This window comes from Hymenobacter sp. BT559, from assembly GCF_016427535.1.
In the GTDB taxonomy this organism is placed as follows: domain Bacteria; phylum Bacteroidota; class Bacteroidia; order Cytophagales; family Hymenobacteraceae; genus Hymenobacter.
On the sequence record NZ_JAELXV010000013.1, the window covers coordinates 47,310 to 70,416 of the forward strand.

A 23,107-nucleotide genomic window follows, 5' to 3' on the forward strand; every position below is an offset into this window, starting at 1 on the left:
AAATATGCTACGATATCTTATATTTTCTGAAGAGCAAAGATTGTATAATGGTAGTACACTAAAAGATTATAGTATCTCAGGCTTTAAGTTGTTGCCTTATAATTTTGGTAATATCTCTTCTGTAAATATCTTATTAGGAGAAAATAATTCGGGTAAAAGTAGATTCATGCGTGAAATAATGCGCAGTGAGAAATCTACAACGATAGAAATTTGGAATGATGTAAATTTTCTTACTTCAAATGTTAAATCGTGTATTGGAGCATTAGCTTTGACTAAGGGCTTAATTGATTTTGAGGCTGATATTAAAGTGACAGGAGGTTCTATTAATATCAGCAACACAGCCATTAAAGAGATTCTGGATTTATTATGGAGAAAAACTAATTTCAATTACTCTGTAGAGGATACTAAATTTAATCCGCGGGAGATGGTTTATGATTTGCAAGAGTCATTAACTAATTTGGCAAAAGCAACACTTAGTATATCTGCTATTGTGAAGTTGTTTTCACTTGAAGAAGCAAATCAGTATATTTCGCGTTTGGCTAATCATCGCACTCAGTTTTCTTATATAAGAAGAGTGATAAAAGCTATGGGCCGCAACGAGATATTAGGTAGGCATTATCGTTCTGATTATCATGAAACGGGATTTCGGTTTTCATTTGCAAAAATGACGCTTGATAAATTTCCATGGGATAAAACTCAAAATCTAAATATTAAAAATGTGCTCGATGAATATGTTGAGAAAGCTATAAGCGTGATAGATAATGTGGTGGATAATTTGGATGATTTGTCTGAGCTAATGCAGGTTCGTCTAAACAGTAAAACAAGCGTGGGCCATCGCACATACATCCCCACTCTTCGTACTGCTCGAACACTAATAACCCAAGAAGGTGGCCGCTTAGAAAGTACCAATGACATCTTCCTGCATACTACCATTCATGACTACGATTTGAAAGAAACTGGTGTAGCAGTGGATACCGGTTTCGGCCTCTATGATGCCATTGACACCACTCGCAATGCTCGCCATAAAGGCCGCACCAGCTTCAAAGATTTCGAGCGATTCCTATCTGCTAGTTTCTTTAATGGTAAGGACATTGAAGTGGTGGCTGAACGCGTCCGCAACCAGCGCGGCGGTAACATCATTGTGGCAGTTGAGGGCATAGAACGCGACATTCACGACCTCGGCGATGGCATACAAGCTATCATCATGCTACTCTATCCCTTGTTCATTGCTCCCGAAAAGGCGTGGTTTTTCATCGAGGAACCCGAAGTACATCTACACCCCGGCTTTCAAAGGCTCTTTATCGAAACTATCACTTCTAATCCTACCCTAAAAGCCAAGCAACTTACTATTTTCCTTACTACTCACTCCAACCACATTCTCGATTTTGCGCTCGACGACCCCAGCCACGTCAGCATTTTCACCTTTCGTCGCCGTGAGGGCGCCAGCAACAAGTCCACCTACCAAATTCAGCTCAGCAGCCAGCGCGACATCGAAAACCTAAACGTCTTAGGAGTCCGCAACTCCTCCGTTTTCCTCGCCAATTGCAGCATCTGGGTCGAAGGTATTTCCGACCGCCTCTACTTCCGAGCCTACCTTCAGGCCTACCTGACCTATCTAGCTGATACCAAGCAAAAAACGGTGTCGCTGCTCGAAGGGCTCCACTACACCTTTCTCGAATATGCTGGTGGCAATATTTCCCATTTCGACTTCACTACCCAACGGGGTGCTTTCACCACGCAAACTATCGAGAACATCAAGGCTTTGTCCATCTCTAATCGCATAATGCTTGTGGCCGACCTTGATGATGGCAAAAACACTCGCCACGAGGCACGCGCTAGTCAGGAGCACGCTGGGTTCAAGTATGTGGTCCTCACAGTCAAAGAAGTCGAAAACATGCTGTCACCCGCACTACTAGCCAAGGGCCTCAAAAAGCTATTCCGCAGCCGCGATTTCGACCCTCAAGCATTAACCCAGGCCGAGTATCGTGTGCGTTATCTAGGCAGTTACCTGCAAGAAAAATACAGCGGTTTTCCCGCCAGTTTCATTGCCGATAGTGGCACCATCGGCAGCAGCTATAAGCGCTCACTAGCCGAGGCCGTTGCCCCCAATCTGAAATGGGAGGAGATGAGTCCCGCCGCTCAGAAATTTACCGAAACCCTTTATCGGTTCATTATGGACCATAACCCCCGCCTAGGGTCGAATTAATAGTGGGTTATCCGTGCATACGAAATGTCGGTTGATATATAAGTTCCTTTCCTTACAGTATGGCACGTAAAGGTGGCCCCGCGAACCTAGCGGGGGTGGATTACCAGATTCTCTATACTGCCTGCCGGTTTGCCGAGGCCATCACCCAAGGCAATATCGTTGCCTTGCGGCCTGAAGCTCACCTGACCGACCTGCAGCCTGACCCTACTGGGCCGGTGTTGCCAACGGTCCCTGGGGCCCCTGCCATCGACGACCTCACCATAACCCATGAGGGCGGCGCTGCTACCGAGTACGTCAGCCTCAAGCAGCTAGCGGGGCAGGCCTACTGGAATGCTACCCAATTCATTAGCCGGGGGCTACTGGATAAGTTCTTTCAGCAGTATCAGAAAGACCCCGAAGCTTGGCTGATTCTGGTGAGCCAGTCCCCGCCCGACCCCGACTTGCGTGATTGCGTTGAGCGGGCGGGTCGCGCTAAGCCCGGCCAGCTTGCTACGCTCGAAAGCGGCCCGCTAGCCGTATACCAGAAGCTGGCTACCCACCTAAAGGAAAACTACCTGCCGGCGGCCACGACCGAAGCAGTGCTGCTTCATTTTTTCAGCCGGATAGTACTAGATATCTGGTCAGCTGAGCAAGGGCGGGAAATAATGCACCTGCGGCTTCAGCCCCACACCCAAGACGCCCCCGCGGCGGGCAGAATACTCTACGAGTACGCTATGCGGGCCGGCCGGGAGCAGCGGCGTATCACGCCCGACGATATTCGTCGTGAGCTAACTAGCAAAGGCCAGCCCCTGATTCTGCCACCCGCCGTTACCGATATCCAGCAGCAATTGGAGGATGTCAGCAAAGCCCTAGCTGCCGTGCCGGCCACTGTAGGGCATCTGCCCGGTCACCATCTTACCCGGCCTGAAGTCACCAGCCTAGTTGAGTGGGTGCTTGCGCCGCTGCCCCCGGCCAGGTCTGAGGAGGAGAAGGATGCCGCGAGGTGCCGAGTAGTTACCGGTGGGGCTGGCGCTGGCAAGACTGTCGTGTTGCGCGACGTGTACCAAGCCCTGCGGCAGCTGCAATTACCTGTGCTGGCACTGAAAGCTGACCGTATAAAAGGCATTTCACTCGGGGCCCTGCGGCGCGAAATAAAAGAAAACGGCCTCACCCATCCCATCAACCCGGCGCTTGCCGTGGCCGCTACCCCCGAGCGGCCGGCCGTGGTGCTCATCGACCAGCTCGATGCCCTGTCCATGTGCCTGGGTGCCGACCGGGGCATGCTCACCAGCTATACCGAGCTGCTTGGTGAGTTGCAGCGGGTAAGTCACATCCGGTTTATAATTTCCTGCCGCACCTTCGACCTGCAGCACGACCCGGAGCTGGCCCCTTTTCGAAAAGCAGAAAGAATAGAGGTTGGGGAGCTTAGCAAAGAGCAGGTAGATGAGGCGCTACAGGCCGCTGGCGTCGGCACGGCCGCCGGGCTATCTCCCGCCGTTATTAGGCTGCTCCAAACGCCGCTTCATCTGGCCATTTATTGCGCCCTCGACCCAGAAACCCGAACGGGCGAAGCTGCCACCAGTCTGCAGGGTCTGTACCATCAGCTGCTACACGACCACTTGCTCAGTCCACGGCGGCTGCCGACCAATATAGAAACTAACCGGGTCAAGTCCCTACTCTACGACCTGGCCGAGGCGATGAACAAAAAGCAGCAGCTCACGCTGCCCAGTATAAAGTGGAAGGAGCGAGACATAGAGGTCTGCCGGTTTCTGGAAACGCAAGGCATTCTCAGTAGCGTCGGTCCTGGCCAGCAACAGCTGACGTTCTTTCACCAAACCTTCTACGAATACTTATTTGCGCGGCAGTTCGTAACCCGAGAGCAGTCGCTGTCCAGCTTCGTGCTGGCTTCCGGGCAGGGGCTATTTCTCCGCCCCCTCATTCAGCAGGTGCTAATGTTTCAACGGGGCAATGACTTCGATGCCTATCTGCGCGATGTGCAAACATTGCTGACAGCCCCGGCCTGCCGCTTTCATATAAAGCTGCTCCTGGTACAGTACCTGGCTACCCAGCCCCGTCCCGAGCCAGCCGAGGTGCAGCTTGTCCAATCGCTGATACTGCCGCATGCTCGGTTAGCCTGGCCCTTTGTTGAATCAGTTAGCAGCCGCCCCTGGTTGGAACTGCTGGCCGCACCGGCTGTCTTCCCGCAGCTGAGTAGCGAAATGGAAGCCGCGCCCCCCGGTATGGTACCATCTTTACCCAATACGCTGATTTGGGTGATGGCCCGATTTGCTCCCGACCTACTGCTGCCAAAGCTCATCGAGTTTCCGACCGGCCCCCATCGCACCAGCTGGCTCATTAAGGCACTCGATGATGCCGGTGCAACTCCTGCTGCTGGCTTCACCGAATTATTCACGGAGGCCTACCAGGCAGAGCCCGACCAGCGCGGGCAGTTTATCTACTGGCGCATCCTCGCCGACCAGGCTGAAGCCCGGCCTTCGTGGGTAGCGCAGCTGCTGCTCGAAAAGCTGGCTGACCCACCAGTGGAAGACAGACAAGAGCAGCACCATGAGTACGCGCGTGCTCAAATAATCAAGCGCCTCTGGAAGAAAGACCCACAGCTTACCTTCTCAGTATGCAGTACGCTGCTACGAACTTGGATTCGCCGAGGCCACGGCTACCGCAACCCAGAACTGGCAGCCCATGTCTGGAACCGAGAGCGCTACCCTCTATTTCCGGCACCTTATGCCGTTGACCGGCTAGATATCGCCGACCGCCATACTGACCCAGGTACTACGCGCAAAGCGGTACTGCACTACTGCTGGAAGTATCTCGAAAATCCAGACAGTCTTACCCAACCAGGGTTTCAGCAACTGGTGGCCAAGTGGCTGCACAGCCGCACCAACCTGCTGGTGACTATGGCGCTGGCTGCGGCGGCGGCTAATCCGGCTGCTTTCACTACCCCGTTGCTTCGCCTATTCCTGAAACCCCGCTGGCTAACGAGTGCTGTGCACCAGGGCTATCTCGGCCACATTGGCTACTACACCTGCCTGCTATTGCCCGCAGTTTGGGATGCGGCAGCCAGTAACCAGCGCCAGCAGCTAGCTGATATTCTGGCCTCACCGGATATGCTGTCTGATGTCTATGCGTATCAAGACCGCCATAGCGAAAAAAAGCGGTTTCACAGCCGCTTCGGCCTCGATGCGCTTCGCTACCTACAACTACTCGGTACCGCGCGGCTAACAGAGTATAAGGCCTTATTTAAATACTTCGAAGAACTCACGCGCCGATGGGGTACTTTGCCTGCCATTCAGGAGCCGGATAAGGAAGTGAGGATAAGGTCGGGGGGACCTAGGAGGCCGTCCCAAAAATGGAATATTGATAAGGTTAGTCCGGCTAACTGGCTGCGTGCCTTGCGTAAGTACCGCAATAGAAAGGAGCCTGATTTCTTCTCCGAAGAGGCTACTTACGAAGGGTTGTGTGACCATCTCAATGAGCTCATCAAGGCGCAGCCTGCCAAGTGGGTCAGCTTGCTGGAGCATCTACTCAATCAGCAGGACGAGAGCCTGGCTATGCTACTGCCTCAGCTGTGTGATTCAGATGCTCCAGCAGCAGCTCCCCTAGTAGAGCTGGCATATAAGCAAAAGTTGCTGAATGATGAGGCCTACCGCCGCTTGCGTCGTAAGGTGGGCGATGCTACCGCCGACCCAGAACAGCCCGTTACAGAAGAGTTTTTGCAGCATGATTTAGAAACCGTTCGCAGCAACCTAAAAGCTGAAAGCACCATTCGGGACAGCAGCCGCGATGCGCAAAGCGTGCTGATTACGGCCGTCCTGAATACCCCAGGTGCCCGCGAGTTGTACAAGCTACTTAGTGAAAAGCTATCCGACGACCAAGTAACCCCAATAGTTGAACTATTGCGCGAAGTGGCCGCTGGCGGCAGCCAGACCGTGCGGGCGGCAGCAGTCGGACGAGTGGCTATGTTGCTGCGTACCACGCTTGCTGCTGGCAAAATTATCGACCTATTCCAAGACCTGACTGGCTCAGATTACGCGCTGCTGGCGGCCGGCCAATGGTCGCTGCAATACCTGATATGGCGGGATGAAGCAGCTATTCTTAGGCTGTTACAGGCCGGTCTGGCCGAGCCGATGGCTCACGAAACCATTACGTGTCTAGCCACGGTGCAGTGGGGACACGGCACTGCTGGCGCATTGGAACTACTCAAACAAATATGGGCCATCAATCCGGCCATGCGGGCTGTTTCTATGGAGCAGCTCAGAAATGGATATGCAGTATGGCGCAATAAAACTGTGCTTCAAGATGCCGTAACGCTGTTCTGCGCGGGCCCACTGGATAAAGACCTTATTTCTAGTATAGATTATCTGTTCTTAGACTTGCCGCCCGAAGCCCTGTTTGACTCCCGGCCAATGATTGACAGATACATAACAGTCTGTGCCCCTCATTTGGAATACCAGCACTGCCTGATTGATTTTTTGGGCCGCTGCGTCAGCTTACATCCGGCCGAATGTGTAGAGACGCTAGCGCTGTTTCATCACGAAACAGAAAAAGCTCCCAGCCATTACCGTTCTAAAAGCGGCCTGCTCGAAGTGCTGATAGAAGCCTATACTCGGCTTCCGCACCAAGATACGCAACATACAGCCGTACAGGCCGCCCTAGATTTATTTGACGAAATGCTGCAAAGCTCCGAGATACGTAACGACGAGTTGAAGAAAATCATGAACGAGGTTACGTATAATTAGTCGCCTTGCTTAGTTGAAATAAAAACGGCCTTCCCTGTCATCGGGAAGGCCGTTTTTGTTGGCATTATCTACATCATCCTATCAATTCAAAATGCGGCCAGTCGTGAAATGTCTCGTCCGCCGTCTGCCCATCCCCGTCCCAGTCGCCGCCCCACGCAATCCGCTTGTCCGCCGCCCGCATAAGTCTGGAGAAAAGTAGCAGCGCTGCGTTGTCCCACCTCACGGAGCCATCCACCTGCAGATGAGCTACGTCCAGCGCCCAACTGGGCTCGTGGTTATGATTACTCTGCCCGCCTCGTTTGTAGGTCACGATGCGCCCGGCCTCCGCCGCCGAGATGTCGGGCAGGCCCGCCGCCTTGCGTAGCCGGTAAATCCGGCACGGCGTTTCCCGCCCCTGGGCATACAGTGCTGCTTGCTCCGCCGCGCTACGATAGCCCTGCGTAACGATGGGTAGCCCCAGCAGCAGCAGCTTTCGGTCACCCATCCAGCGCGCCAGCGCCACCGAGTAGGCCTTCGCCAACTCCGGCCGCACCTGAGCCAGCCGCGCCGCCTGCGTAGCCGCCTGGGCCTTACTGAGCGCCACCATCACCCGCAGCCGGAACAGCTGAACCATTCGGCACCACCGCCGCCGAGATAACGGGCACCACGTCAGCCGGCACCTTAACCACCGCTTCTGGCTTCTGCAGCGCCTTCCGAATGGTGGCCCAGATAGTCACCAGCGCTACCAGCACCTGAATTATCAAATGCCCATACAGCTCAATCTGCCCAGGGTCTGGCGGCGTGAGACTGTTGCTGAGTACTTGCCCAAAAAGGGCCGTACCAATAATTTGGCCGATATGCCCAGCTTTTGTGCTGCTAAATAACATAGTATGTTGCATAAAAAAGGGTTTTACTTTTTTATGTAAAGTTATACGCCCAATTCAGAAGTTTGTGTATAACATCTACGATATAAAATTTAGTTAGAAATATAATTTTTTATGTAGATGGGCGCTCCCTTTAGGCCGGGCTATCCAGGGCTCCGCTCCGCTACGGTGCTGCGCACAGCTCCCTTTGGTCGCTCCCTTCCTATCCCTAGCGCACTACAGCAGCAACTCGTGATTCGGAGGCAGTGCCGCCCGCCCCTCGGGACGCGCCGCCCGGCCCTCGCTTCGGTAGCTACCAGCCTTGGCGCAAGCCTGCCGCACCCGCCCGCCTCCCGTTGGTCGGCCAGCTCACCAGCCGCCCAAGTTGCAAACAGCCCTAACGGCGGGCCTGATGCGGCTTAGTGCGGCAACAGCGGCTAAGTGCTTCATCAGTAGCCGCGGCCCGAATCAGGCGCGCTTCGCGCAGTATCTAGCGGGGGCGGCCCCCCGCACCCCCTGTATCATGCTCAGCCTTCGGCCAGCATCTTCCTCGGCTAACGCCTCATAAGGTCCGCTTCGCGGAGAGTCTATTGGGGGCCTCAGCCCGTCCCCCAAACCCCTAGGGCGAGGCATGGAGAGGGGCAAGTCGGCCGCATCCGCCAGGGGCCACCACCGCCAGCCCCGGCGCGGCCGGCCTACAGCCCGAGCCCGCCCGGTACTGGCACCGCGCTGGGCGCTAGGTGGGCTAGCCACTCGCAGCGCCGGCCCAGTCTGGCAGCGGCGCGGGCAGCACTCAGCGTGCCCTTGCTCACCCCGTCCCATACCACCAGCACCAGGCCCGCCCGGTGCACTATCTCGGCGTTGCGCACATGGGGGGCGCCGGCCCCGTGGGCGGCATAGTCGGGCTGCAGTTCCACCAGCGGCACCCGGTTGCGCCTGGCCCAGCTGGCCGCCAGCGTGTCTACCCCAGCGGCGCCACCGCTCACCACTTGGCCTATCTCGCCAGCCACCAGCAGGGCATCCAGCCGGGCTAACAGGGCCGGGCAGCTCGTCATGCTTCGGCTCCCTACTACTCCTACGGCCCACACGCTCCGCACCACGCAGGCGGTAGCTTCGTTTTGTACATTTTACATATTCTAAGTTACTAACTTTTTTCTGCATTTCCTACGTATTTTTGTTACTTATTTTAGTAGTATTTCTTACTTTATTACGTATATTTGTAATGTAGTCGGGGAGAGGCCCCGGCGCTAGCGCGTGTAGTGCAGCTGGGCCCGGCCAGCACCGCGCGCGCATTCCATCGGCTAGCACTTACAGCCCATGCTTACCATCACTTGCCCCCGTGTTGCCCACGCACTTGCCGCTGGCCGCCTCCGCTCCCAGCGCCGGGCCGCCTGGGGCTCCTTCCGCCAGCGCACTATCGACCGCCGCTATTGTGGGCTTCCCAGCATCAGCGGTCCCTTCTGGTTCGCCACCGCTTGCCGGCTTGCCGGTGGCCTGCCTTCGTCGCACGTGTGGACTCCTTGCGGGGCCACCGCGCCGGCCGCCAGCGCCGCAGTTTGCCGCTTCTGCAATTCGGCCATCAACGAGGCCACCAGCCGTTGCGCCTGCTATGCGTAGCCAGGCCACCCCGCAGGCCGCGTCCGCTCAGGGTGCGGCCCCCACGGCCACCGAGCAGCGCGCCCGCCTGCTAGCCCTCCTCGACCAGTGCCAAGCCCGCGACCAGGCTGCCCCGCGCCACAATTGCTACCTGGCCCCGGCCAGCACTAGCCCCCTTGACGAGCCAGCCACCGACCCCGCCCGCTGGCAGGGCTTCATCTAGCTCACGTCATGGCCCAGCACACCGCCCGCCGCATCAAGGTAGCCCCCCACTTCGCCGCCCGCCGCTACGACACCCGCATCACCAGCAAGCTGCTGCTACAGGGCGCTTGGCTCGAAGCCGCTGGCTTCGCCCCCGGTGCAGTCGCCGCCATCGAGGTGCAGGCCGGCCGCCTCATCATCACCGCCGCCCCAGTCCAGAACTGAAAGTCAGCGAAGCTAAGCCACCCGGCCCGCGCCCTATCGGCGCGGGCCACTAAGCCCCGCCCCATGATTGCCCGCATTAGCCCCAGTGCCCACGCGCTAGCCGCCGCTTGCTTTCCCGTCCCCGGTTGCACCGTGGGCGGCTACGCCACCCGCACCGGCTACAAGCTTTTCATCAACCCCCCGCAGCCCTACGCTGGCCCCTCCGTGTACTGCGGCCACGGCGCCACCTGCTACGAAGCCCTGGCCGCCGCTGTGCAGCTCTTCCACGGCAGCGCCCATGCCTACCCTGATGCCCAGCCGCTAGCCGCCGTGGGCAGCTACGACGGAGCCACCAGTCGCCCCGATTCTTTCTAGCCACCCAGAGGCCAGCCCCAGCGCCGGCCCCGCTTTTCCTACCCCCATGCCCAAAACAGCTACCACCTACCAGCCCCATCTACTCGACCCGCACAGTGCCGAGCCACAGCTCATTAACCCCGCTAACGGCAAAAGCTTCAAGCTGGCCGAGTTATACCGCCTACTCGACTGCCGGACCGTCGATGTGGTGCGCCTCACCGATGAGCTGATTCTCATCATCGACGACGAAGGCAAGTTCCGCAACCCCGCCTACCTCAACCTGCTGGCTACCTACCTCTGGTACCAGCACCAGCCCGAAGCGCGGGGAGTCGATTCCATTGTGGGCAGGGCCATCCTCTGCCACGACAAGCAATTCAAATAACCAACAAACGGCAACGGGGCCGGCCGACAACTGGCCCCACTTTTTTCATTCCCCAGCCCTCGCCTCCTATGGCAGCCAAGCAAACCACCCCCAACGCCCCCGCCGCAGCCGATGCGGCCGCCGCAGTTACTCCCAGCCGCGCCTACCTCACCGCCTCGGTAGATGAGGCCACCGGCGAGCTAGTAGAATCCAGCCGCTTCAAATACTTGCCCGGCCACCCCCGCCAGATTCGCGCCGACCTTAAAGCCGGTGTATTCAACCTGAACGGACAAGAGGTGCTGGGCAAGTCGCTCACCTTCATTCCCGTTGCCCTGCGCATCTTCTCCGACAACATCCTGAGCATGGGCCGCAAAGTGTGAGCCGAGCTGTTTTTCATCGACAAGTCGGGGGCCGTGTGCGCGGTGCTCTTCCACGGCTACAGCGTCGAGAACCTGCAAAAGCTCAACGCCAGCTTGTTCTACGACAACCTGAAGCTGACTGACGTGGAGCTGACCGTTACCCCCGTCAAGAAGCAGACCGAGAAGGACGGCAAGCCCGCCACCTACTTCATTGCCGAGTTCAGCTACCAGCCCGCCGACCCGGCCGAGGTGCAGGCCCGCCAGGAGTTTGCCGAAGACTTTGACCTCTACCGCGAGGAAACGCTGACGGGCATGGCCGATATGCGCCTAGTGAACGGCTACCGCATCCCCGAGGGCTACCAACTCCCTGAGCAGCGGGCCGCCAAGCAGCTCACCACCGCCACCGAAGCCGCCACAGTTACCGCCTAATCTACCGGCCTCCGACCCGCCAGCAGGGGAGGGGGCCACCTTTTACCGCCCTATGCTCCAGCTCCCCGAACTCCGCCAGGAGCAGCCCGCCCGCGACGAGGCCGAGGCTGCCTGCCTCACCCAGCTGGCCCAGCTCATAGCCACCACCGCCCCGCTACGCGACCTGCGCGACCTGGCCCCCGCCGTGCGCCAGCTCTTTCCCGAGCCGGCCTACGCAGTAGGCTGCGGCGGCTCCCACATCTGGCTGCACCGCACCGACGACCCTCACCGCCTGGCCTATATCCTAGACCGCTACCAGTAGCTGCTAATTGATGACTGTTAATTGCTAATTGAAATAATGTTTACCAACCTCACCCACTACCCCAGCTTGACTCAGGAGCAGCACCGCGCCCTGCCCTTCATCTCCAATACCGACCTCAGCCGCTTGGCCGATGAGCTACTAGGCCGCCCCCGCCACGCCAGCAACCTAGCTGCGCTGGCCTTCGGGAGCTACTTCCACAGCGCCACCCTGGAGCCCCACCTGTTCACGCCCGCCAACCCGGCCGACGCCGCCGACGAGCAGACCCGCCGCCAAGCTGCGCAACTGGCCGCCGCCATCCGCCGCCGGCGCTACCCGCGCCACGTGCTCTACCACGGCCAGCCCGAGCAGAGCTACACGGCCACCCACGAGGCTACCGGCCTCACTGTTAAGGTGCGTCCTGACCTCATTATCGACAGCCCTGCCGGCCGCCGCCGCACGCTGGTCGACTTCAAAACCACTAGCTGCCGCGACCTGCCCCAGTTCTTGGCCACGGTGGAGCAGTACGGCTACGACCGTCAGCAGGCCTTTTATGCCGACGTGCTGCAAGCCCACCGCGTGCTGCTCATCGCCGTGCAGAAGCGCTCGCTCAAAGGCCAGCCGCCCGCCGTATGGGTGCATAAGTTGACAGCTGAGCAGTTGGCCACTGGCCGCAAAAAATACCAGCGCCTGCTTCGTGCACATGTCGAGCACCACACTCTACCGTGAATTATCATTCTTCAACTAGCAAAATAGAGCCCCGACTTACCATAGTGTAGGCCGGGGCTTTTGCTTGCCCGAAAGCTTCATAATTCTACTCCCAATCGTCCATGATATCATTAAGAGTACGTCTCCCTTCCTTTACAGCGGCTACTGGCTGCTCTATGATACGCTTACTTATGATTTCTTTCACGATAAAAGATAATTCATTTTCTGCATTGCTCGCAGAATATTGTTTTAGCTTTTCATCATACTTCACCCGTGCATTGTTAAGGATGTGTACACCTATTGTTTGAATCTCTAGCTTCCAACCAAAAAAACAAAAGCTCCACGTTTCTAATCGCTCTAAAGCAATTGCTCCCATGTAGTCTGGAGATGCAAAAGTATTCTTCCACTCTCTACCCTCTTCGCTATCATCAATATTGAAATTGATAAGCGGCCGCCAAGGTGATTTGCCACGTTCTAGTCTCAGAATTCTAGCTAACAAAGTGACATCTTCCCATTCAGACTTAGTTAGTTCAAAATTTTTGAATATTATAGAAAACGCTCGCTCTATCTGACGGATATTTTCAACAGTTATCTTCAGTTCTTCGCTATCACGAACAATTGCAACTACTGCATCTCGCCCTTGTTGCTCATAAACTAATTTGCCGTTTTCTATACATCTAAATCCTAGGCCTAGACCTAGACAACGCAGTAGCTCACTATCTTGGTCAAGCGCTTGCGCAGATGTATAAAGACCGTTTCTGGCCCCTACAGTTATATTAGCATTAAACCCCTCGCCCACTTTTAAATCGCTGCGGAGTAGAGTAACCCTTACCGTGTTGAAATTAGTTTTAGCTACAATTTTTATCTGCTCCTTACTTCCATATAGTCGGATGCTTACATCCGAAAAGTAAGTACCATCTGAGAAGAATATATCTACTGATTTATCTAGAGAGGCAGTAGGTACTATTAGAATCTCAACGATATCTTGTGGCATTCGCAATCCTTCTACTCGAACGATAGCGTTGAATTCGTCGGTTGCTGATAACCGAACTGGTTCTAGCGTTTCGCCATTGATAGCTTTTTTCAAACCTTCGCTACCAGGGCTAGTATCCTTAATACTGAATGAAATTTCATGCTGGGTGACGCCTTCCTTCTTCGATAAGTGAATGGTGTCTAATCCTTGACTATTATCCTGATAGCCGACGTTCATTCCTAATCTGTCAAGAAACTGACTTGCTTTATCCTGCGACACCAAGCCTTTTTTCAAATTAGGTAGTACACTTTCCTTCAATTCCGATATTAATTCATCAACCAATGCCTCGCCGGTGGAATCGATATAAGTGAGATTATTTCTCTCCATCCACTTACGGTTCAACTCAGTCTGGTTGGGTGCAATGAAGAAAGCCTCGCGCATTTGGTTACCCAATTGCTCGCGTACCCACTCATACAACTCCTTTACATTTGGGTCTTCTAAACTGTAGCCAACGAAGACTATATGCCGCTTCGCCATCAATGCCTCTAAGGCTGTCCAAAGCATGTTATCATTCTTGCGGAAGAAGCCTCTGAAATCCTTATCCGCTATCACGATACTATCTGGGTCTTGCAAGTCGCCGTGAACTTTATACAAAGTGACTTGATTTGGCTCACCCAGCGGGATGTTCTTACCATGCGTGACCTTGTGCAATCGATGCCCGTAGGCCAGCTCAAAAAGGCTGTCGTAATTAGTTGTAACTATCTGGTCAATGAACGGTATAGTTGCCAGATTCTGATGCGTTTCCAACGATTTTGGAGCCGCCGAGAATACCCGCAGCAATTCACGGTTCAACTCATTACGCCGCTCATTGTGCAGAGTAATATAATGCTCAACATAACGCGGTAGCGGGTCGTGAGGGTCAAGCATTAATCGTTGCGAAGGTGTTAAGCTCTCATGCAGGATTTGTCTCAGTCCCCAACCAGAGGGATAACCCGCATACAGTGAGAAGCCCGACCCAGCCCAAAGCAGAACCTCGTTCCGCATTACCGCCCGAAATAAAGTTTCTTTTTCGATGCTCATAACCTAGCTGGACGAGGCGCAAATGGTTTGTGAAACGCTTCCATACCAAGCCGCAAAATACATGAAAACGGTAAGGCGTGCCCTCATCTGTCAACCTAAATCCGCTTACGTTTCTTGCGCTGCTCAGCCACTTCCCCCAGCTGGCTCCAGCCACTCACTATCGCATCCATTGCCTCGCCCGTTAGTACGATAACTGAGTAGCGTACCCGGTCACGTAGGATGTAGTCGCTGGCGCAATCAATATAGCCCTCTTGATGTCGCAACTCTTCGGCCTCGCCTGGCTTCAATGCCAGTGAGATGTGAATGTAGCAGTTGCCATCGGGCAGTCGGGCCACCACGATGCGCCGGTTGTGCAGTCGCCGCACGACCCCTGTCCTAATAATAGGGTAGTCAGGTTGGGCCCCCGGCAGGTGGGCCGGCGGTATTGGAAAAGCCATAAGAAAAAGAAAAAGTAGTTACTTAACAATCAGCAAGTCCTCCAGCCGGGTTGTGTAGGCCGGCGTGCGCCACGCCGCCTGCCCCTGCCACGGCACCGTCCCGCCGCCCTTCGGGCCCAGCGCCGCCGCCAGCTGCACCGTCCCGCGCCCAAACTGCTTATTGAGCCCATCCAGCGCCGTCATTAGCTGCGCCCCGCGCCCGGGTGCCCTAGGGGCCGCCACCGGTGGCGCAGCCTCAAACAGCCCCAGCTGCTGCCCGCCCGGCGGCTCCAGTCCCGCCAATACCACGCCCGCCTTCACGTAGGTAGCCCCCGGCTCCCACAGCCGTGCCAGCAGTTGCCCGGCCCGTGCCGTCAGCTCCCGCGTATCGCTCGTGGGCACGGGCAGTGTCAGCACCGCCGAGCGCGAATGCCCACCCACGGCGGCGTCCGGCCCAAAGCGGTTTTTGCCGATATACACCGTCAGCACGTGCGCCAGCTCACCTTGCCGCCGCAGCTTCTCCGCCGCCCGCGCCACAAACGAGGCCACCGCTCCTTGCACCAGTTCGCGCTCGCGCAGCGGGCGCCCAAACGAGCGCGAGCAGCTGATGCTCTGCCGGCTCAGCGTTCCGTCCTCGCTCGGGTGCAAGCCGGCGCAGGGATACCCCTGTAGCTCGCGCACCAAGCGCGCGCCCACCACGCCCCCCAGCATCTTGCGGGCCCAGGCCTCGCTCACCTTCGCCAAGTCAGCTGCCGAGTCGATGCCGGCGGCCGTCAGCTTCTGCGCGTACTGGCGCCCCACGCCCCACACGTCGCCCACGGCTACTTGCCCTAGCGCCCACGCCCGCCGCTCGACCGAATCTAGGTACAGCACGCCTCCTAAGTCCGGGCTTTTCTTTGCCACGCGGTTAGCCAGCTTGGCCAGCGTCTTCGTGGGCGCTATCCCCAGGCAAGTCGGAATGCCGGTGCGCGCCTTCACGTTGGCGCACACGGTATGGGCAAACTTTTCCAGCCCGCCGCCTAGGTAGGGATTCATATAAGTGTCCAGTCCGGCCAGGTCTAGAAAGGCCTCGTCAATGGAGTAGATTTCTACCCCGGGGGTGACTTGACCCAGATACCACATCACGCGTCGACTCATATCGCCATAGAGCGCGTAGTTCGAGCTGAACACCTGCACCTGGTGCTGGCGTACTAAGTCCTTCACCTTAAAATAAGGCGCCCCCATTGCCAGGCCTAAAGCTTTTGCCTCGGCCGAGCGCGAGATAATGCAGCCGTCGTTGTTGCTGAGCACCACCACGGGCCGGCCATTCAGGCGGGGCTGAAAGACCCGCTCGCAGCTCACGTAAAAATTGTTGCAGTCCAGCAGGCCAAACATGGGCTAGTCGCGGCTCAGCAGCAGCGCGTTTAGCTTGCCCGGTATCAGCTCGTGCACCACGTGCGTCACCACGCCCCAAATGTGAATCTCCTCGCCCGTGCGGATGCGGTAGGCCTCGAAGGCCGGGTTGGCCGGCACCAGCCACCAGTCCGCGCCCCGGCGCTCCAGGCGCTTCACCGTGCAGTCGCCCTCCACCACCGCCACCACAATGTGGCCGTGGTCGGCCTCCAGGTGCTTGTCCACGGCCAGCAGGTCGCCGGCGTGAATCTCGGCCCCGGCCATGCTCTCGCCCGTCACGCGCACCAGATACGTGGCATCCGGGTGGCGAAACAGCAATTGGTTCAGGTCAAACAGCGCCTCGATGTGGTCATCGGCCGGGGAGGGGAAGCCGGCCGGCACGAGGCAGGCAAAGACGGGCAGGTAGGCGGGCAATACCGCATCCGGGACGGGTACGAGAACGACGTCGTGCATAGGGTAGCGGGGAAAGCTGGGCCCTAAAGTAAACGACTACTAACCAGATTAGTTTAATTATAGGCGAGTTGATATACTTACATTTGTCTGGTTGTCAGGGTAAATATTTTTACAATACCTCTTTAATTAGCTAGCTGCTACCATTCTATTTTATCCGTTGCATCTGCCCCGACAGTATATAGCCATCAATGCTGGCTTGGTACCAGTACGTATTCCCCTCAACTGCTGTGATGTGCACGTGGATTATCTTCGGCTGCATTAGAGCAGCGTATTTATCTGTAGACGTACGCTGCCTCAATTCATACCCGTCCTTCGTCCAGGTAAGGCCGTATACAATCCGTAGTCCTTGGTCAGCTTTGTTCTCGACCTGGGTAGTATCGGTGCGCACGACTAGTGTCTTGGCTAAGTCCGGGTCCCCGTAGCGGAACTGCCCCACATGAAAGCGGGCTAGCTCTGCCGCTGTTGGGGTAGTAGTGGGTAGGTGCGTAAGCGTCCAAGAGGCTAGAAAGCGCTGCTTTTGCGCCTCCTCAGTTGGCGTAGCTGGCTGACGAGATAGCCATTGTGCCAGGTAGACTAGTGGGCCTGCGCGTAGCACCCACATGGTACCATCCGTCGGTTTGCCAGACACTGCATTCAGCACGCGGAAATCTACTGTCAGACCTTCCAGCTTACCTACCCGAAAAGAGGCTTGATGTACCCCTTTGGCTTTATAATCGGTCAGTAAGCGCTGCACAAACCCTGTATAGAAGATGTCTAAGTCAGCCGCTTGCTCCGCGGCACCTAGTTCTCTGCGCACGATGACCAGGTGGGCAGTTGAAGTCTGCGCTACGTAGCCCTGCGTTTGCTGGGTTGCCGGCTTAGGCGAGCTAACTTGGCGAGGCGGCGCAGGCAACTGCATCGCCAGTTGCGTATCGAGTTGGAAAGGTACCCATCTGGCTGTTGGTTGCTGCGCAAAGGCCGCTAATGGGGCGGTGGCTAAGCCAAGCGTGAGCCCTCCTGCTACCGCAAGAACGGATGAAGACCAGAAGCGAACCATTAAAATAGTGGCCTGAAAACGTGAGCTACAAATCTACACTCCTCCCTTTCTTGCCAATGATTCGGTGTCTTCTTGTACCTGTTCTACTCCTGCTCTTGCCTGGGCCAGCTGCTGCCCAACGCCCAGTGCCGACCACTAGCGAACCAGCAGCCTTTTGGCCAACTACTGCCTATGGTATCTATAACTTTTCTGGTCCCACCGCGCACCCTTCCGCCTCCGCTTTCCAGCAAGCGAAGTTCGTGCGCGCTTGGCTGAAGCAGACGTGTGGCCCCGCCTGGAGCGAGCTATCGACGGTCGCCGACTCGTCGCAATGGTATCAGGGGCACCTGCGAGGGGTGCGGCCCGGCGTCGTATTAGCTTTCTTCTTATCCCTAAAGCAGGAGCCCACCGGCTGGCAGTACACCCTCTCGGTTGCTTTAGTGAGTTCTCCCGCTACCGTTGGCACTGGCCCTTGGCAAGCGTTTTCTACTGTGCTTTTCAATGTTGATTTCCTGCCCGACATGCGCAGCTTCCAACGACAGCTACAACGGGCACTTCCCAATTTATAATTCTCCCGCTAGTAGGAGGGGAGTAGAAGCAGGAAGGCAGCGCGCCGTGTCCCTCCTGGCTCTCCACCGTGAGCGCCCCCTCGGTGGCCCTGAGTGATGATTTTGTAGCTGAGTGAGGCGGTAGCGTTGGCCTGTACAATGTGCGTATTCAAACGGGCGCAACGCTGCTGAATAAAGCAGTGGTGATTTACTAAAGCAAGGCATGCGCTTAGGGCAAGCAAGCCTGGCAGCGGGAGATGGTCGGCTTAGCTACGGCTTTATAATCATGGAGTTAAAGTAGCGGCGGCGCAGCGCTGTCTCATCGGTAGTGTCTGCGCTCAGTGGCATAAAGCCGAGTATGTAGCTAGTCCGGTTCACTAATACGCATCGGTTATAGAGCACCTTTGCCGGACTCGCATCGCGTGGCACAGTGCGAAATGTAATATCAATTCCGTCCCCGGCCGGCGTTGCAAACGTGCTGCGCTGCACTAGCGTGTGGCCTTGGTTGGTAACTAGGCCAGCCACTATGCCGTCGTAAAATTTAGTGCGCTCGGCCGGGTTCACATCGGCCGAGGGGGTGCTCATGAGTTGGTAGAGTGCGCCAGTAGTGCGGGCCATGAGCAAGCGCGTGCCGGCCTGCATAGCCCCGGCCAGGCCCTGCTTCGCTAAGTCTAGCTCTGTTGGCGGCGTGGGCAGTTCCACCGTGAGGTGCTTATCCAGCGTAAAGAATTGCCAGTCCAGCAGTCTGAAGGCTAATAGGGGCAGTAGTAAGGCAAGGCGGTAAAGGTGTTTCATGAGCCTAAGCTAGGCGACAGTAACGCTACCCGCATCACCAGCTCCAGGTCTTTGTTCGGCAGCAGCTCCGATGACCACAAAAAAGCCGGCTCCCGTTACGGGAGCCGGCTTTTTTGTGCCTCAACTCGAAAGGCTAGGGGAGCGAGTTGCCAAACGCAAACTCGTGGTACCCCAGCGCCCCGCTCGGCGCCACTGCCAGTAGTTCTAGCGTGTCTTCCATGTTAAGGCCGTAGGGCGTGTTCAGCAGCGCATCCACTGGTAGGTCTACTACCTGCCCGAGGGGTACCCCTTTCACCCATACCGAGGCCTGGCACGTCGTGCTGTTGCGGTCCGGAAAAGCCAGCAGCACGTTGGCCGTGGTATCGCTCGCCTGGCTCGACGACAAGGCGCACCGCACGAAGAAGTTGCTTGCGCTGTCGTCAATGCCGCTGCTCAGCTGCGTTACCTTCAGCCCTGGCCCAGCGCCCGTGAGCACCGCCCCCGGCAGCTCAAAGCCCGGCGTGGCCACGTCCAAAATGTAGCTGCTGTCCGCTACCAGCTGCGTAAGCGAATTAAAGGCGTTAGTTGGCTTAAATACCGTGTAGCCCGTCCCGGCCCCGTTAAAGCCGTAGATAGCCCGCACCTTGTTCTTCCACGCCGCCGAGGCCAGGGCTAGCGTTGCCCCATTAAACAGAATGCCCACCAAGGGCTTATTAATTAAGCTCATAAAAAGAGAATTAAGTAGTTAGTAAATCGTTGGGGTCGAGGTAGCCGAGCAAGCAGTAGCCCATTGGCCACCTAGGTAGGGGCCAGGCCGCGCCCACCTCAAAAGCCTCGTGCAAGTCGGCCGGCCCTCGGTCCATTGGCGCCTGTACCACGGCCACGAGCCAGTGCGCTAGCGCTACCTGGGCCCGCGCTCCGCCCAGCCCCACCAGTGGCTGCACGGCCGTAATGCGGAGCTGCTCGGCTGTGTTAGGCTGCGTCAACGTCTTCTCCACGCTGCTCATCATACTAGGAGGGTATCTTAAAAAAAGGCCGGCCCCGGCATCATTACCAGGGCCGGCCCATTCATTGCCAAGGCGCGAGGCCTAGAAGTTCACCGTTGCCGCAAACGCGCCCGTGCGAGTCACGCCGGCGTGGGTAAAGCTGAACGGCTTGCCCAGGTAGCGGTCGAGGTACGCCACCGAGGCTACCTGCGCCCCACCCACGTAGATGTCCATGTTAGCCGGCGCCGAGCCGCCCGTGGCCAATTCATTGAAGGCGAAGTCGTTCCCGGCCGAGGCGGCAAGCGTTACCCCCGCGCCCGCGCCGTTCGGGCCAGCCAGGTGCGTCCCGAAGTTGCCGCCCGCGCCCCCGCCAGGTAGCGGGCTGGCGCTCACGTACTCCACCGCCAGTGGGTTGCTGGCGTTGTTGTTGAGCGGATAGTATTTGCCGTTAATCTGCTGGTAGTAATTCATGCCCAGCACGCCAATCACCAGCTCATCTGCCGTTGGGGCCGCCGGCAGCGTGGCCACCTGGCTCACGTTGGCTTGTGCCGCGCCCGTTAGCGGCAGAATACCCAATGGCGCCGCCACGGTAGCCGAGCGGTAGGTTTTAGCCCCGAAGTTCACCGAGGCCACCCCAAACAGGATTTCAAAGTGCGTGGCCCCGGCCGGCGCTGCAATATCCACCGTTGGGTTCAGGCTCGGAATATCCAGCGTCACCGTCGCTCCATCGGGCGTCACGGTATAGGGCGAGTACAGCGACTGCCCCAGGCCCGCGCCTTGGTTGAAGTTGAAGCCCACCAACTGTGCAGCATTCGCCGCCACTACCGTCCGCATCCCCCGGTCGCTCGCGTAGTCTAGATTGATAATACTCTTCATTGCCTTCGCCAGCCGCGACACCATCAGCCGGTCGCTGGCCGACTGAATCTGCGTGCGCAAGGCGTCGCGCACCAGCTTGCCGGCCGAAGCCGCCGCCCCAAACTCGCTCGCGTTCTCCCGCACGCGCACCATGCTGGCCGAGCTGTTGAAGGTCGATTTATTGGAAGCCGGCTTCTGCCGGACACTTCCGTCTTTGGCGAACACCAGGCCCCCAACGGTACCCTTGATGCCCAAAATACCCGTTTGCTGGGCCATAATTAAAATAGATAAGAGATAAAAAAATAAGCCTAGCTGCTTTTCGCTAACGGCCTTCGCTACCAGGAGCAGCATCCCAGGTAGCGCCGTTTCATTGCTGCATTGAGTCCCCGCTGTACACTGCTTAAAAACTTCATGGGGCAAACCTATTCTGTGGCGTTGCCCGTTGTATATTCGTCTAGCCAACTATACCCCGAAGTAACCCGTTTTCATGCCTCAGGTCGTTATCTATCCTAAGGAAGCCGCCGCGCTTACCGGCAACAGCTACGAAGCCGGCAAGCGTCTCCTGCAGCGGGTGCGCAAGCACTTCGGCAAGTCGGCCACCTCTTATGTGTCGATAGTCGAGTTTTGCAGCTATACCGGCCTGCCCGAGCCGGTCGTAAGTGCCGCCCTGCTCCAAGCTGCCTAGCGGTCTCTTACCTATCCTTCGCTCGTAGCTCCCCCGACTCTTCCCCGTAGCTGACCTGAGTCAATCGTTACCCGATGACCCCGCCCGCCGCAACGGGGTAGGGCAGGCCTACGCCGCGCCCGGTACCACCGCGCACACCGCGTCGGGCATCGCCACTGGCCCCGCCGCCGGCCCATCCCAGGCCGCCCGCAGCGCCTGGTGCTGAAAATCCTCGACCACCTTCGCGTAAATCATGGTAGTGGTAATAGCCGAGTGGCCCATCACGCGCTGCAGCACCGCCACCGGCACTCCGCGCAGTAAGCTTTGTACCGCAAACGAGTGCCTGGCCGCGTGCATCGTCAGCAGTTCCCAGGCCGGTACTGCCTGCTTTACCAGTTGGCCCCCCCGCACTTCGCTGGTTTCCACCAAGCGAGTAAGCCCCGCCAGGCGCCCAATCCGCTTTAAATAACGATTCATCACCTGATTCGCTAACACTGGCAGTAATCGTGCTCCAGGCCCACTTCGCTCAGCACATGCGTATTTATCCAGAAGAGTAGAGGCCGCCGAGGTCAGAAATATGCTCACCGAAGTACGGGTCTTCGTCTGCACCAGCCGCAGCACGCGCCCCGAGCCATCCGGCAGCGGCTCCACGTTGCCGCCGTGCAACTGCAGTACGTCCGAGTAGCGCAGTCCCGTGTAGCAGCAAAACAAGAACACGTCCCGCACCTGAGTCAGCGATGCCGGCAGCAGCGCCAGACGCAGTTGGTCCAGCTCAGTTGCCCGCAGGTATAGCTTCTCCGTCTCCACCCACGCCACCCGTAGCTTACTCGGCTCTATCGCCAGTACCTGCCCCCGCTCTTCGCGCAGGTAGCGAAACAGTCGGCACATGTCCTTGCCAGCCGTGTAGCGCGTATTTGGTGCCAGCCCCCGCACGTCCCGCAAATACGTCAGCAGGGCATCGTGCTGCGTCAAGTCATACGTGCTCACCAGCAGCCGCACCCCCGCCCGCGCCTCAAAGTCCCGCAGCCAGTTAGCCGTCACCAGATAATGCTTCAGGGTGTAGAGCATAATACCTCGTGCCCGCTGCACCTCCCGAAAAGCCAGCAATTCCTCCACCACGGACAGCGGCGCGGCTGGCGTGGCTTCCGTCACCGGACGCAGCGCGGCTCGCAGGCCCGCCACGGTGGGCGTTTCGCCCGCTGCCCGCACCCCGCGCCACCAACTCAGTACATCAGCCGCTAGGCGGGCCAGCAGAAGGTTGGCCTCTTCGGCCAGCGGGTAGGAGCGCCGGAATTGCTGCCGGTCAGCGTTCCAGTCCGCTGCCTTGCATTTCTCGCCGGTTGTGCACTTCAGGCGAGCGCCGTCGAAATACACGAGCAGATACACGGGGCACCGGCCCGCTTTGTCTTGTTTGTCGGTGCGAAGCACGAATTGGGTCACCATACCTTGTAGGGGGCGTAGAGGGGGGCGCGTGTCCCACCCTGAAGTGAAAGATTCGCACCCAGGAGACCCGAAACCCCTAGACGCAAAAAACCCGGAAACCTGCTTTCACGACGTGAGAAGCAAGATTCCGGGCCTTGACACCCTACAAGAAGGAGCCCCCAGTCGGACTCGAACCAACGACCCTCTGATTACAAGTCAGAAGCTCTACCAACTGAGCTATGGAGGCTTAATCGTG

At 57.5% G+C, this 23,107-nt stretch carries 25 protein-coding genes and 1 tRNA gene; 12 read left to right on the top strand and 14 right to left on the bottom strand.

What is annotated here, in order from left to right:
* Positions 1 to 4: 4 nt before the first annotated feature.
* Entirely contained in the window at positions 5 to 2,206 is a 2,202-nt protein-coding gene (locus tag JAO77_RS23485) for an AAA family ATPase (protein WP_286192494.1), read from the top strand.
* Between the two features lie 59 nt (positions 2,207 to 2,265).
* Complete coding sequence (locus JAO77_RS23490) at positions 2,266 to 6,942, top strand: NACHT domain-containing protein (protein WP_198992989.1); 4,677 nt, start codon at positions 2,266 to 2,268, stop codon at positions 6,940 to 6,942.
* 73 nt (positions 6,943 to 7,015) lie between these two features.
* Here the strand turns inward: JAO77_RS23490 and JAO77_RS23495 are convergent, their stop codons facing one another.
* From JAO77_RS23495 to JAO77_RS23505, 3 genes are all read right to left on the bottom strand, one after another.
* A complete protein-coding gene (locus tag JAO77_RS23495) occupies positions 7,016 to 7,555 on the bottom strand; it encodes a M15 family metallopeptidase (protein WP_198992990.1) in 540 nt (179 codons plus the stop codon).
* On the bottom strand, positions 7,512 to 7,820 hold the full coding sequence (locus tag JAO77_RS23500) for a hypothetical protein (protein ID WP_198992991.1): 309 nt from the start codon (positions 7,818 to 7,820) through the stop codon (positions 7,512 to 7,514). The genes JAO77_RS23495 and JAO77_RS23500 overlap by 44 nt, the downstream gene beginning before the upstream one ends.
* 659 nt (positions 7,821 to 8,479) lie before the next feature.
* Positions 8,480 to 8,884 carry an SLOG family protein gene (locus JAO77_RS23505; protein WP_198992992.1) on the bottom strand — a complete coding sequence of 135 codons (405 nt, stop codon included), beginning with the start codon at positions 8,882 to 8,884 and terminating at the stop codon, positions 8,480 to 8,482.
* A 217-nt stretch (positions 8,885 to 9,101) separates the two neighbouring features.
* Between JAO77_RS23505 and JAO77_RS23510 the strand changes: the two genes are divergently transcribed.
* From JAO77_RS23510 to JAO77_RS23545, 9 genes are all read left to right on the top strand, one after another.
* Positions 9,102 to 9,401 (top strand): hypothetical protein, encoded by a 300-nt coding sequence (locus JAO77_RS23510; protein ID WP_198992993.1) that lies wholly within the window; start codon positions 9,102 to 9,104, stop codon positions 9,399 to 9,401.
* Positions 9,394 to 9,603 carry a hypothetical protein gene (locus JAO77_RS23515; RefSeq protein ID WP_198992994.1) on the top strand — a complete coding sequence of 70 codons (210 nt, stop codon included), beginning with the start codon at positions 9,394 to 9,396 and terminating at the stop codon, positions 9,601 to 9,603. Before JAO77_RS23510 ends, JAO77_RS23515 begins: the two co-directional genes overlap by 8 nt.
* Positions 9,604 to 9,611: 8 nt before the next feature.
* The gene (locus tag JAO77_RS23520; RefSeq protein ID WP_198992995.1) at positions 9,612 to 9,806 is read left to right on the top strand and encodes a SymE family type I addiction module toxin; all 195 of its coding nucleotides are present in this window, start codon (positions 9,612 to 9,614) and stop codon (positions 9,804 to 9,806) included.
* A gap of 63 nt (positions 9,807 to 9,869) precedes the next feature.
* Positions 9,870 to 10,160, top strand: a complete 291-nt coding sequence (locus JAO77_RS23525) for a hypothetical protein (protein ID WP_198992996.1) — start codon at positions 9,870 to 9,872, stop codon at positions 10,158 to 10,160.
* 46 nt (positions 10,161 to 10,206) lie between these two features.
* Positions 10,207 to 10,521, top strand: coding sequence for a DUF3846 domain-containing protein (locus JAO77_RS23530; protein ID WP_198992997.1), 315 nt, complete (start codon positions 10,207 to 10,209; stop codon positions 10,519 to 10,521).
* Between the two features lie 68 nt (positions 10,522 to 10,589).
* Positions 10,590 to 10,880, top strand: coding sequence for a hypothetical protein (locus JAO77_RS24285; RefSeq protein ID WP_235998582.1), 291 nt, complete (start codon positions 10,590 to 10,592; stop codon positions 10,878 to 10,880).
* A gap of 33 nt (positions 10,881 to 10,913) precedes the next feature.
* Positions 10,914 to 11,288: a hypothetical protein gene (locus JAO77_RS24290; RefSeq protein ID WP_235998583.1), complete on the top strand. Its 375-nt coding sequence runs from the start codon at positions 10,914 to 10,916 to the stop codon at positions 11,286 to 11,288.
* Positions 11,289 to 11,340: 52 nt separating this feature from the next.
* On the top strand, positions 11,341 to 11,589 hold the full coding sequence (locus JAO77_RS23540) for a hypothetical protein (protein ID WP_198992998.1): 249 nt from the start codon (positions 11,341 to 11,343) through the stop codon (positions 11,587 to 11,589).
* Positions 11,590 to 11,625: 36 nt separating this feature from the next.
* Positions 11,626 to 12,294, top strand: a complete 669-nt coding sequence (locus tag JAO77_RS23545; RefSeq protein ID WP_198992999.1) for a PD-(D/E)XK nuclease-like domain-containing protein — start codon at positions 11,626 to 11,628, stop codon at positions 12,292 to 12,294.
* Between the two features lie 85 nt (positions 12,295 to 12,379).
* Here the strand turns inward: JAO77_RS23545 and JAO77_RS23550 are convergent, their stop codons facing one another.
* The 9 genes from JAO77_RS23550 to JAO77_RS23590 all read right to left on the bottom strand — a co-directional run bounded on the left by JAO77_RS23550 (position 12,380) and on the right by JAO77_RS23590 (position 21,041).
* Entirely contained in the window at positions 12,380 to 14,326 is a 1,947-nt protein-coding gene (locus JAO77_RS23550) for an SIR2 family NAD-dependent protein deacylase (RefSeq protein WP_198993000.1), read from the bottom strand.
* Between the two features lie 95 nt (positions 14,327 to 14,421).
* The gene (locus tag JAO77_RS23555) at positions 14,422 to 14,763 is read right to left on the bottom strand and encodes a hypothetical protein (RefSeq protein WP_198993001.1); all 342 of its coding nucleotides are present in this window, start codon (positions 14,761 to 14,763) and stop codon (positions 14,422 to 14,424) included.
* A gap of 18 nt (positions 14,764 to 14,781) precedes the next feature.
* Positions 14,782 to 16,116, bottom strand: a complete 1,335-nt coding sequence (locus tag JAO77_RS23560) for a Y-family DNA polymerase (protein ID WP_198993002.1) — start codon at positions 16,114 to 16,116, stop codon at positions 14,782 to 14,784.
* A 3-nt stretch (positions 16,117 to 16,119) separates the two neighbouring features.
* Complete coding sequence (locus tag JAO77_RS23565) at positions 16,120 to 16,587, bottom strand: LexA family protein (protein WP_198993003.1); 468 nt, start codon at positions 16,585 to 16,587, stop codon at positions 16,120 to 16,122.
* A 145-nt stretch (positions 16,588 to 16,732) separates the two neighbouring features.
* Positions 16,733 to 17,623, bottom strand: a complete 891-nt coding sequence (locus tag JAO77_RS23570; RefSeq protein WP_213019472.1) for a hypothetical protein — start codon at positions 17,621 to 17,623, stop codon at positions 16,733 to 16,735.
* A gap of 797 nt (positions 17,624 to 18,420) precedes the next feature.
* Positions 18,421 to 18,945: a hypothetical protein gene (locus JAO77_RS23575; RefSeq protein WP_198993005.1), complete on the bottom strand. Its 525-nt coding sequence runs from the start codon at positions 18,943 to 18,945 to the stop codon at positions 18,421 to 18,423.
* A 133-nt stretch (positions 18,946 to 19,078) separates the two neighbouring features.
* Positions 19,079 to 19,651: a hypothetical protein gene (locus JAO77_RS23580; RefSeq protein ID WP_198993006.1), complete on the bottom strand. Its 573-nt coding sequence runs from the start codon at positions 19,649 to 19,651 to the stop codon at positions 19,079 to 19,081.
* Between the two features lie 10 nt (positions 19,652 to 19,661).
* Positions 19,662 to 19,934, bottom strand: a complete 273-nt coding sequence (locus JAO77_RS23585; protein ID WP_198993007.1) for a hypothetical protein — start codon at positions 19,932 to 19,934, stop codon at positions 19,662 to 19,664.
* A 78-nt stretch (positions 19,935 to 20,012) separates the two neighbouring features.
* Complete coding sequence (locus JAO77_RS23590) at positions 20,013 to 21,041, bottom strand: hypothetical protein (RefSeq protein WP_198993008.1); 1,029 nt, start codon at positions 21,039 to 21,041, stop codon at positions 20,013 to 20,015.
* Positions 21,042 to 21,252: 211 nt separating this feature from the next.
* On the opposite strand from JAO77_RS23590, the gene JAO77_RS23595 reads away from it, so the two are divergent.
* Positions 21,253 to 21,450 (top strand): hypothetical protein, encoded by a 198-nt coding sequence (locus JAO77_RS23595; RefSeq protein WP_198993009.1) that lies wholly within the window; start codon positions 21,253 to 21,255, stop codon positions 21,448 to 21,450.
* 108 nt (positions 21,451 to 21,558) lie between these two features.
* Here the strand turns inward: JAO77_RS23595 and JAO77_RS23600 are convergent, their stop codons facing one another.
* Positions 21,559 to 22,872, bottom strand: coding sequence for a site-specific integrase (locus tag JAO77_RS23600; RefSeq protein WP_198993010.1), 1,314 nt, complete (start codon positions 22,870 to 22,872; stop codon positions 21,559 to 21,561).
* Between the two features lie 153 nt (positions 22,873 to 23,025).
* Positions 23,026 to 23,098 (bottom strand) — tRNA-Thr (locus JAO77_RS23605).
* Positions 23,099 to 23,107: the final 9 nt, after the last annotated feature.

Bases quoted from the DNA above. Each gene is read 5' to 3' on its own strand.
- JAO77_RS23485 (WP_286192494.1), top strand. From the start codon at position 5: ATGCTACGATATCTTATATTTTCTGAAGAGCAAAGATTGTATAATGGT.
- JAO77_RS23490 (WP_198992989.1), top strand. From the start codon at position 2,266: ATGGCACGTAAAGGTGGCCCCGCGAACCTAGCGGGGGTGGATTACCAG.
- JAO77_RS23495 (WP_198992990.1), bottom strand. From the start codon at position 7,555: ATGGTTCAGCTGTTCCGGCTGCGGGTGATGGTGGCGCTCAGTAAGGCC.
- JAO77_RS23500 (WP_198992991.1), bottom strand. From the start codon at position 7,820: ATGCAACATACTATGTTATTTAGCAGCACAAAAGCTGGGCATATCGGC.
- JAO77_RS23510 (WP_198992993.1), top strand. From the start codon at position 9,102: ATGCTTACCATCACTTGCCCCCGTGTTGCCCACGCACTTGCCGCTGGC.
- JAO77_RS23515 (WP_198992994.1), top strand. From the start codon at position 9,394: ATGCGTAGCCAGGCCACCCCGCAGGCCGCGTCCGCTCAGGGTGCGGCC.
- JAO77_RS23520 (WP_198992995.1), top strand. From the start codon at position 9,612: ATGGCCCAGCACACCGCCCGCCGCATCAAGGTAGCCCCCCACTTCGCC.
- JAO77_RS23525 (WP_198992996.1), top strand. From the start codon at position 9,870: ATGATTGCCCGCATTAGCCCCAGTGCCCACGCGCTAGCCGCCGCTTGC.
- JAO77_RS23530 (WP_198992997.1), top strand. From the start codon at position 10,207: ATGCCCAAAACAGCTACCACCTACCAGCCCCATCTACTCGACCCGCAC.
- JAO77_RS24285 (WP_235998582.1), top strand. From the start codon at position 10,590: ATGGCAGCCAAGCAAACCACCCCCAACGCCCCCGCCGCAGCCGATGCG.
- JAO77_RS23540 (WP_198992998.1), top strand. From the start codon at position 11,341: ATGCTCCAGCTCCCCGAACTCCGCCAGGAGCAGCCCGCCCGCGACGAG.
- JAO77_RS23545 (WP_198992999.1), top strand. From the start codon at position 11,626: ATGTTTACCAACCTCACCCACTACCCCAGCTTGACTCAGGAGCAGCAC.
- JAO77_RS23550 (WP_198993000.1), bottom strand. From the start codon at position 14,326: ATGAGCATCGAAAAAGAAACTTTATTTCGGGCGGTAATGCGGAACGAG.
- JAO77_RS23555 (WP_198993001.1), bottom strand. From the start codon at position 14,763: ATGGCTTTTCCAATACCGCCGGCCCACCTGCCGGGGGCCCAACCTGAC.
- JAO77_RS23560 (WP_198993002.1), bottom strand. From the start codon at position 16,116: ATGTTTGGCCTGCTGGACTGCAACAATTTTTACGTGAGCTGCGAGCGG.
- JAO77_RS23565 (WP_198993003.1), bottom strand. From the start codon at position 16,587: ATGCACGACGTCGTTCTCGTACCCGTCCCGGATGCGGTATTGCCCGCC.
- JAO77_RS23570 (WP_213019472.1), bottom strand. From the start codon at position 17,623: ATGGTTCGCTTCTGGTCTTCATCCGTTCTTGCGGTAGCAGGAGGGCTC.
- JAO77_RS23575 (WP_198993005.1), bottom strand. From the start codon at position 18,945: ATGAAACACCTTTACCGCCTTGCCTTACTACTGCCCCTATTAGCCTTC.
- JAO77_RS23580 (WP_198993006.1), bottom strand. From the start codon at position 19,651: ATGAGCTTAATTAATAAGCCCTTGGTGGGCATTCTGTTTAATGGGGCA.
- JAO77_RS23585 (WP_198993007.1), bottom strand. From the start codon at position 19,934: ATGATGAGCAGCGTGGAGAAGACGTTGACGCAGCCTAACACAGCCGAG.
- JAO77_RS23590 (WP_198993008.1), bottom strand. From the start codon at position 21,041: ATGGCCCAGCAAACGGGTATTTTGGGCATCAAGGGTACCGTTGGGGGC.
- JAO77_RS23595 (WP_198993009.1), top strand. From the start codon at position 21,253: ATGCCTCAGGTCGTTATCTATCCTAAGGAAGCCGCCGCGCTTACCGGC.
- JAO77_RS23600 (WP_198993010.1), bottom strand. From the start codon at position 22,872: ATGGTGACCCAATTCGTGCTTCGCACCGACAAACAAGACAAAGCGGGC.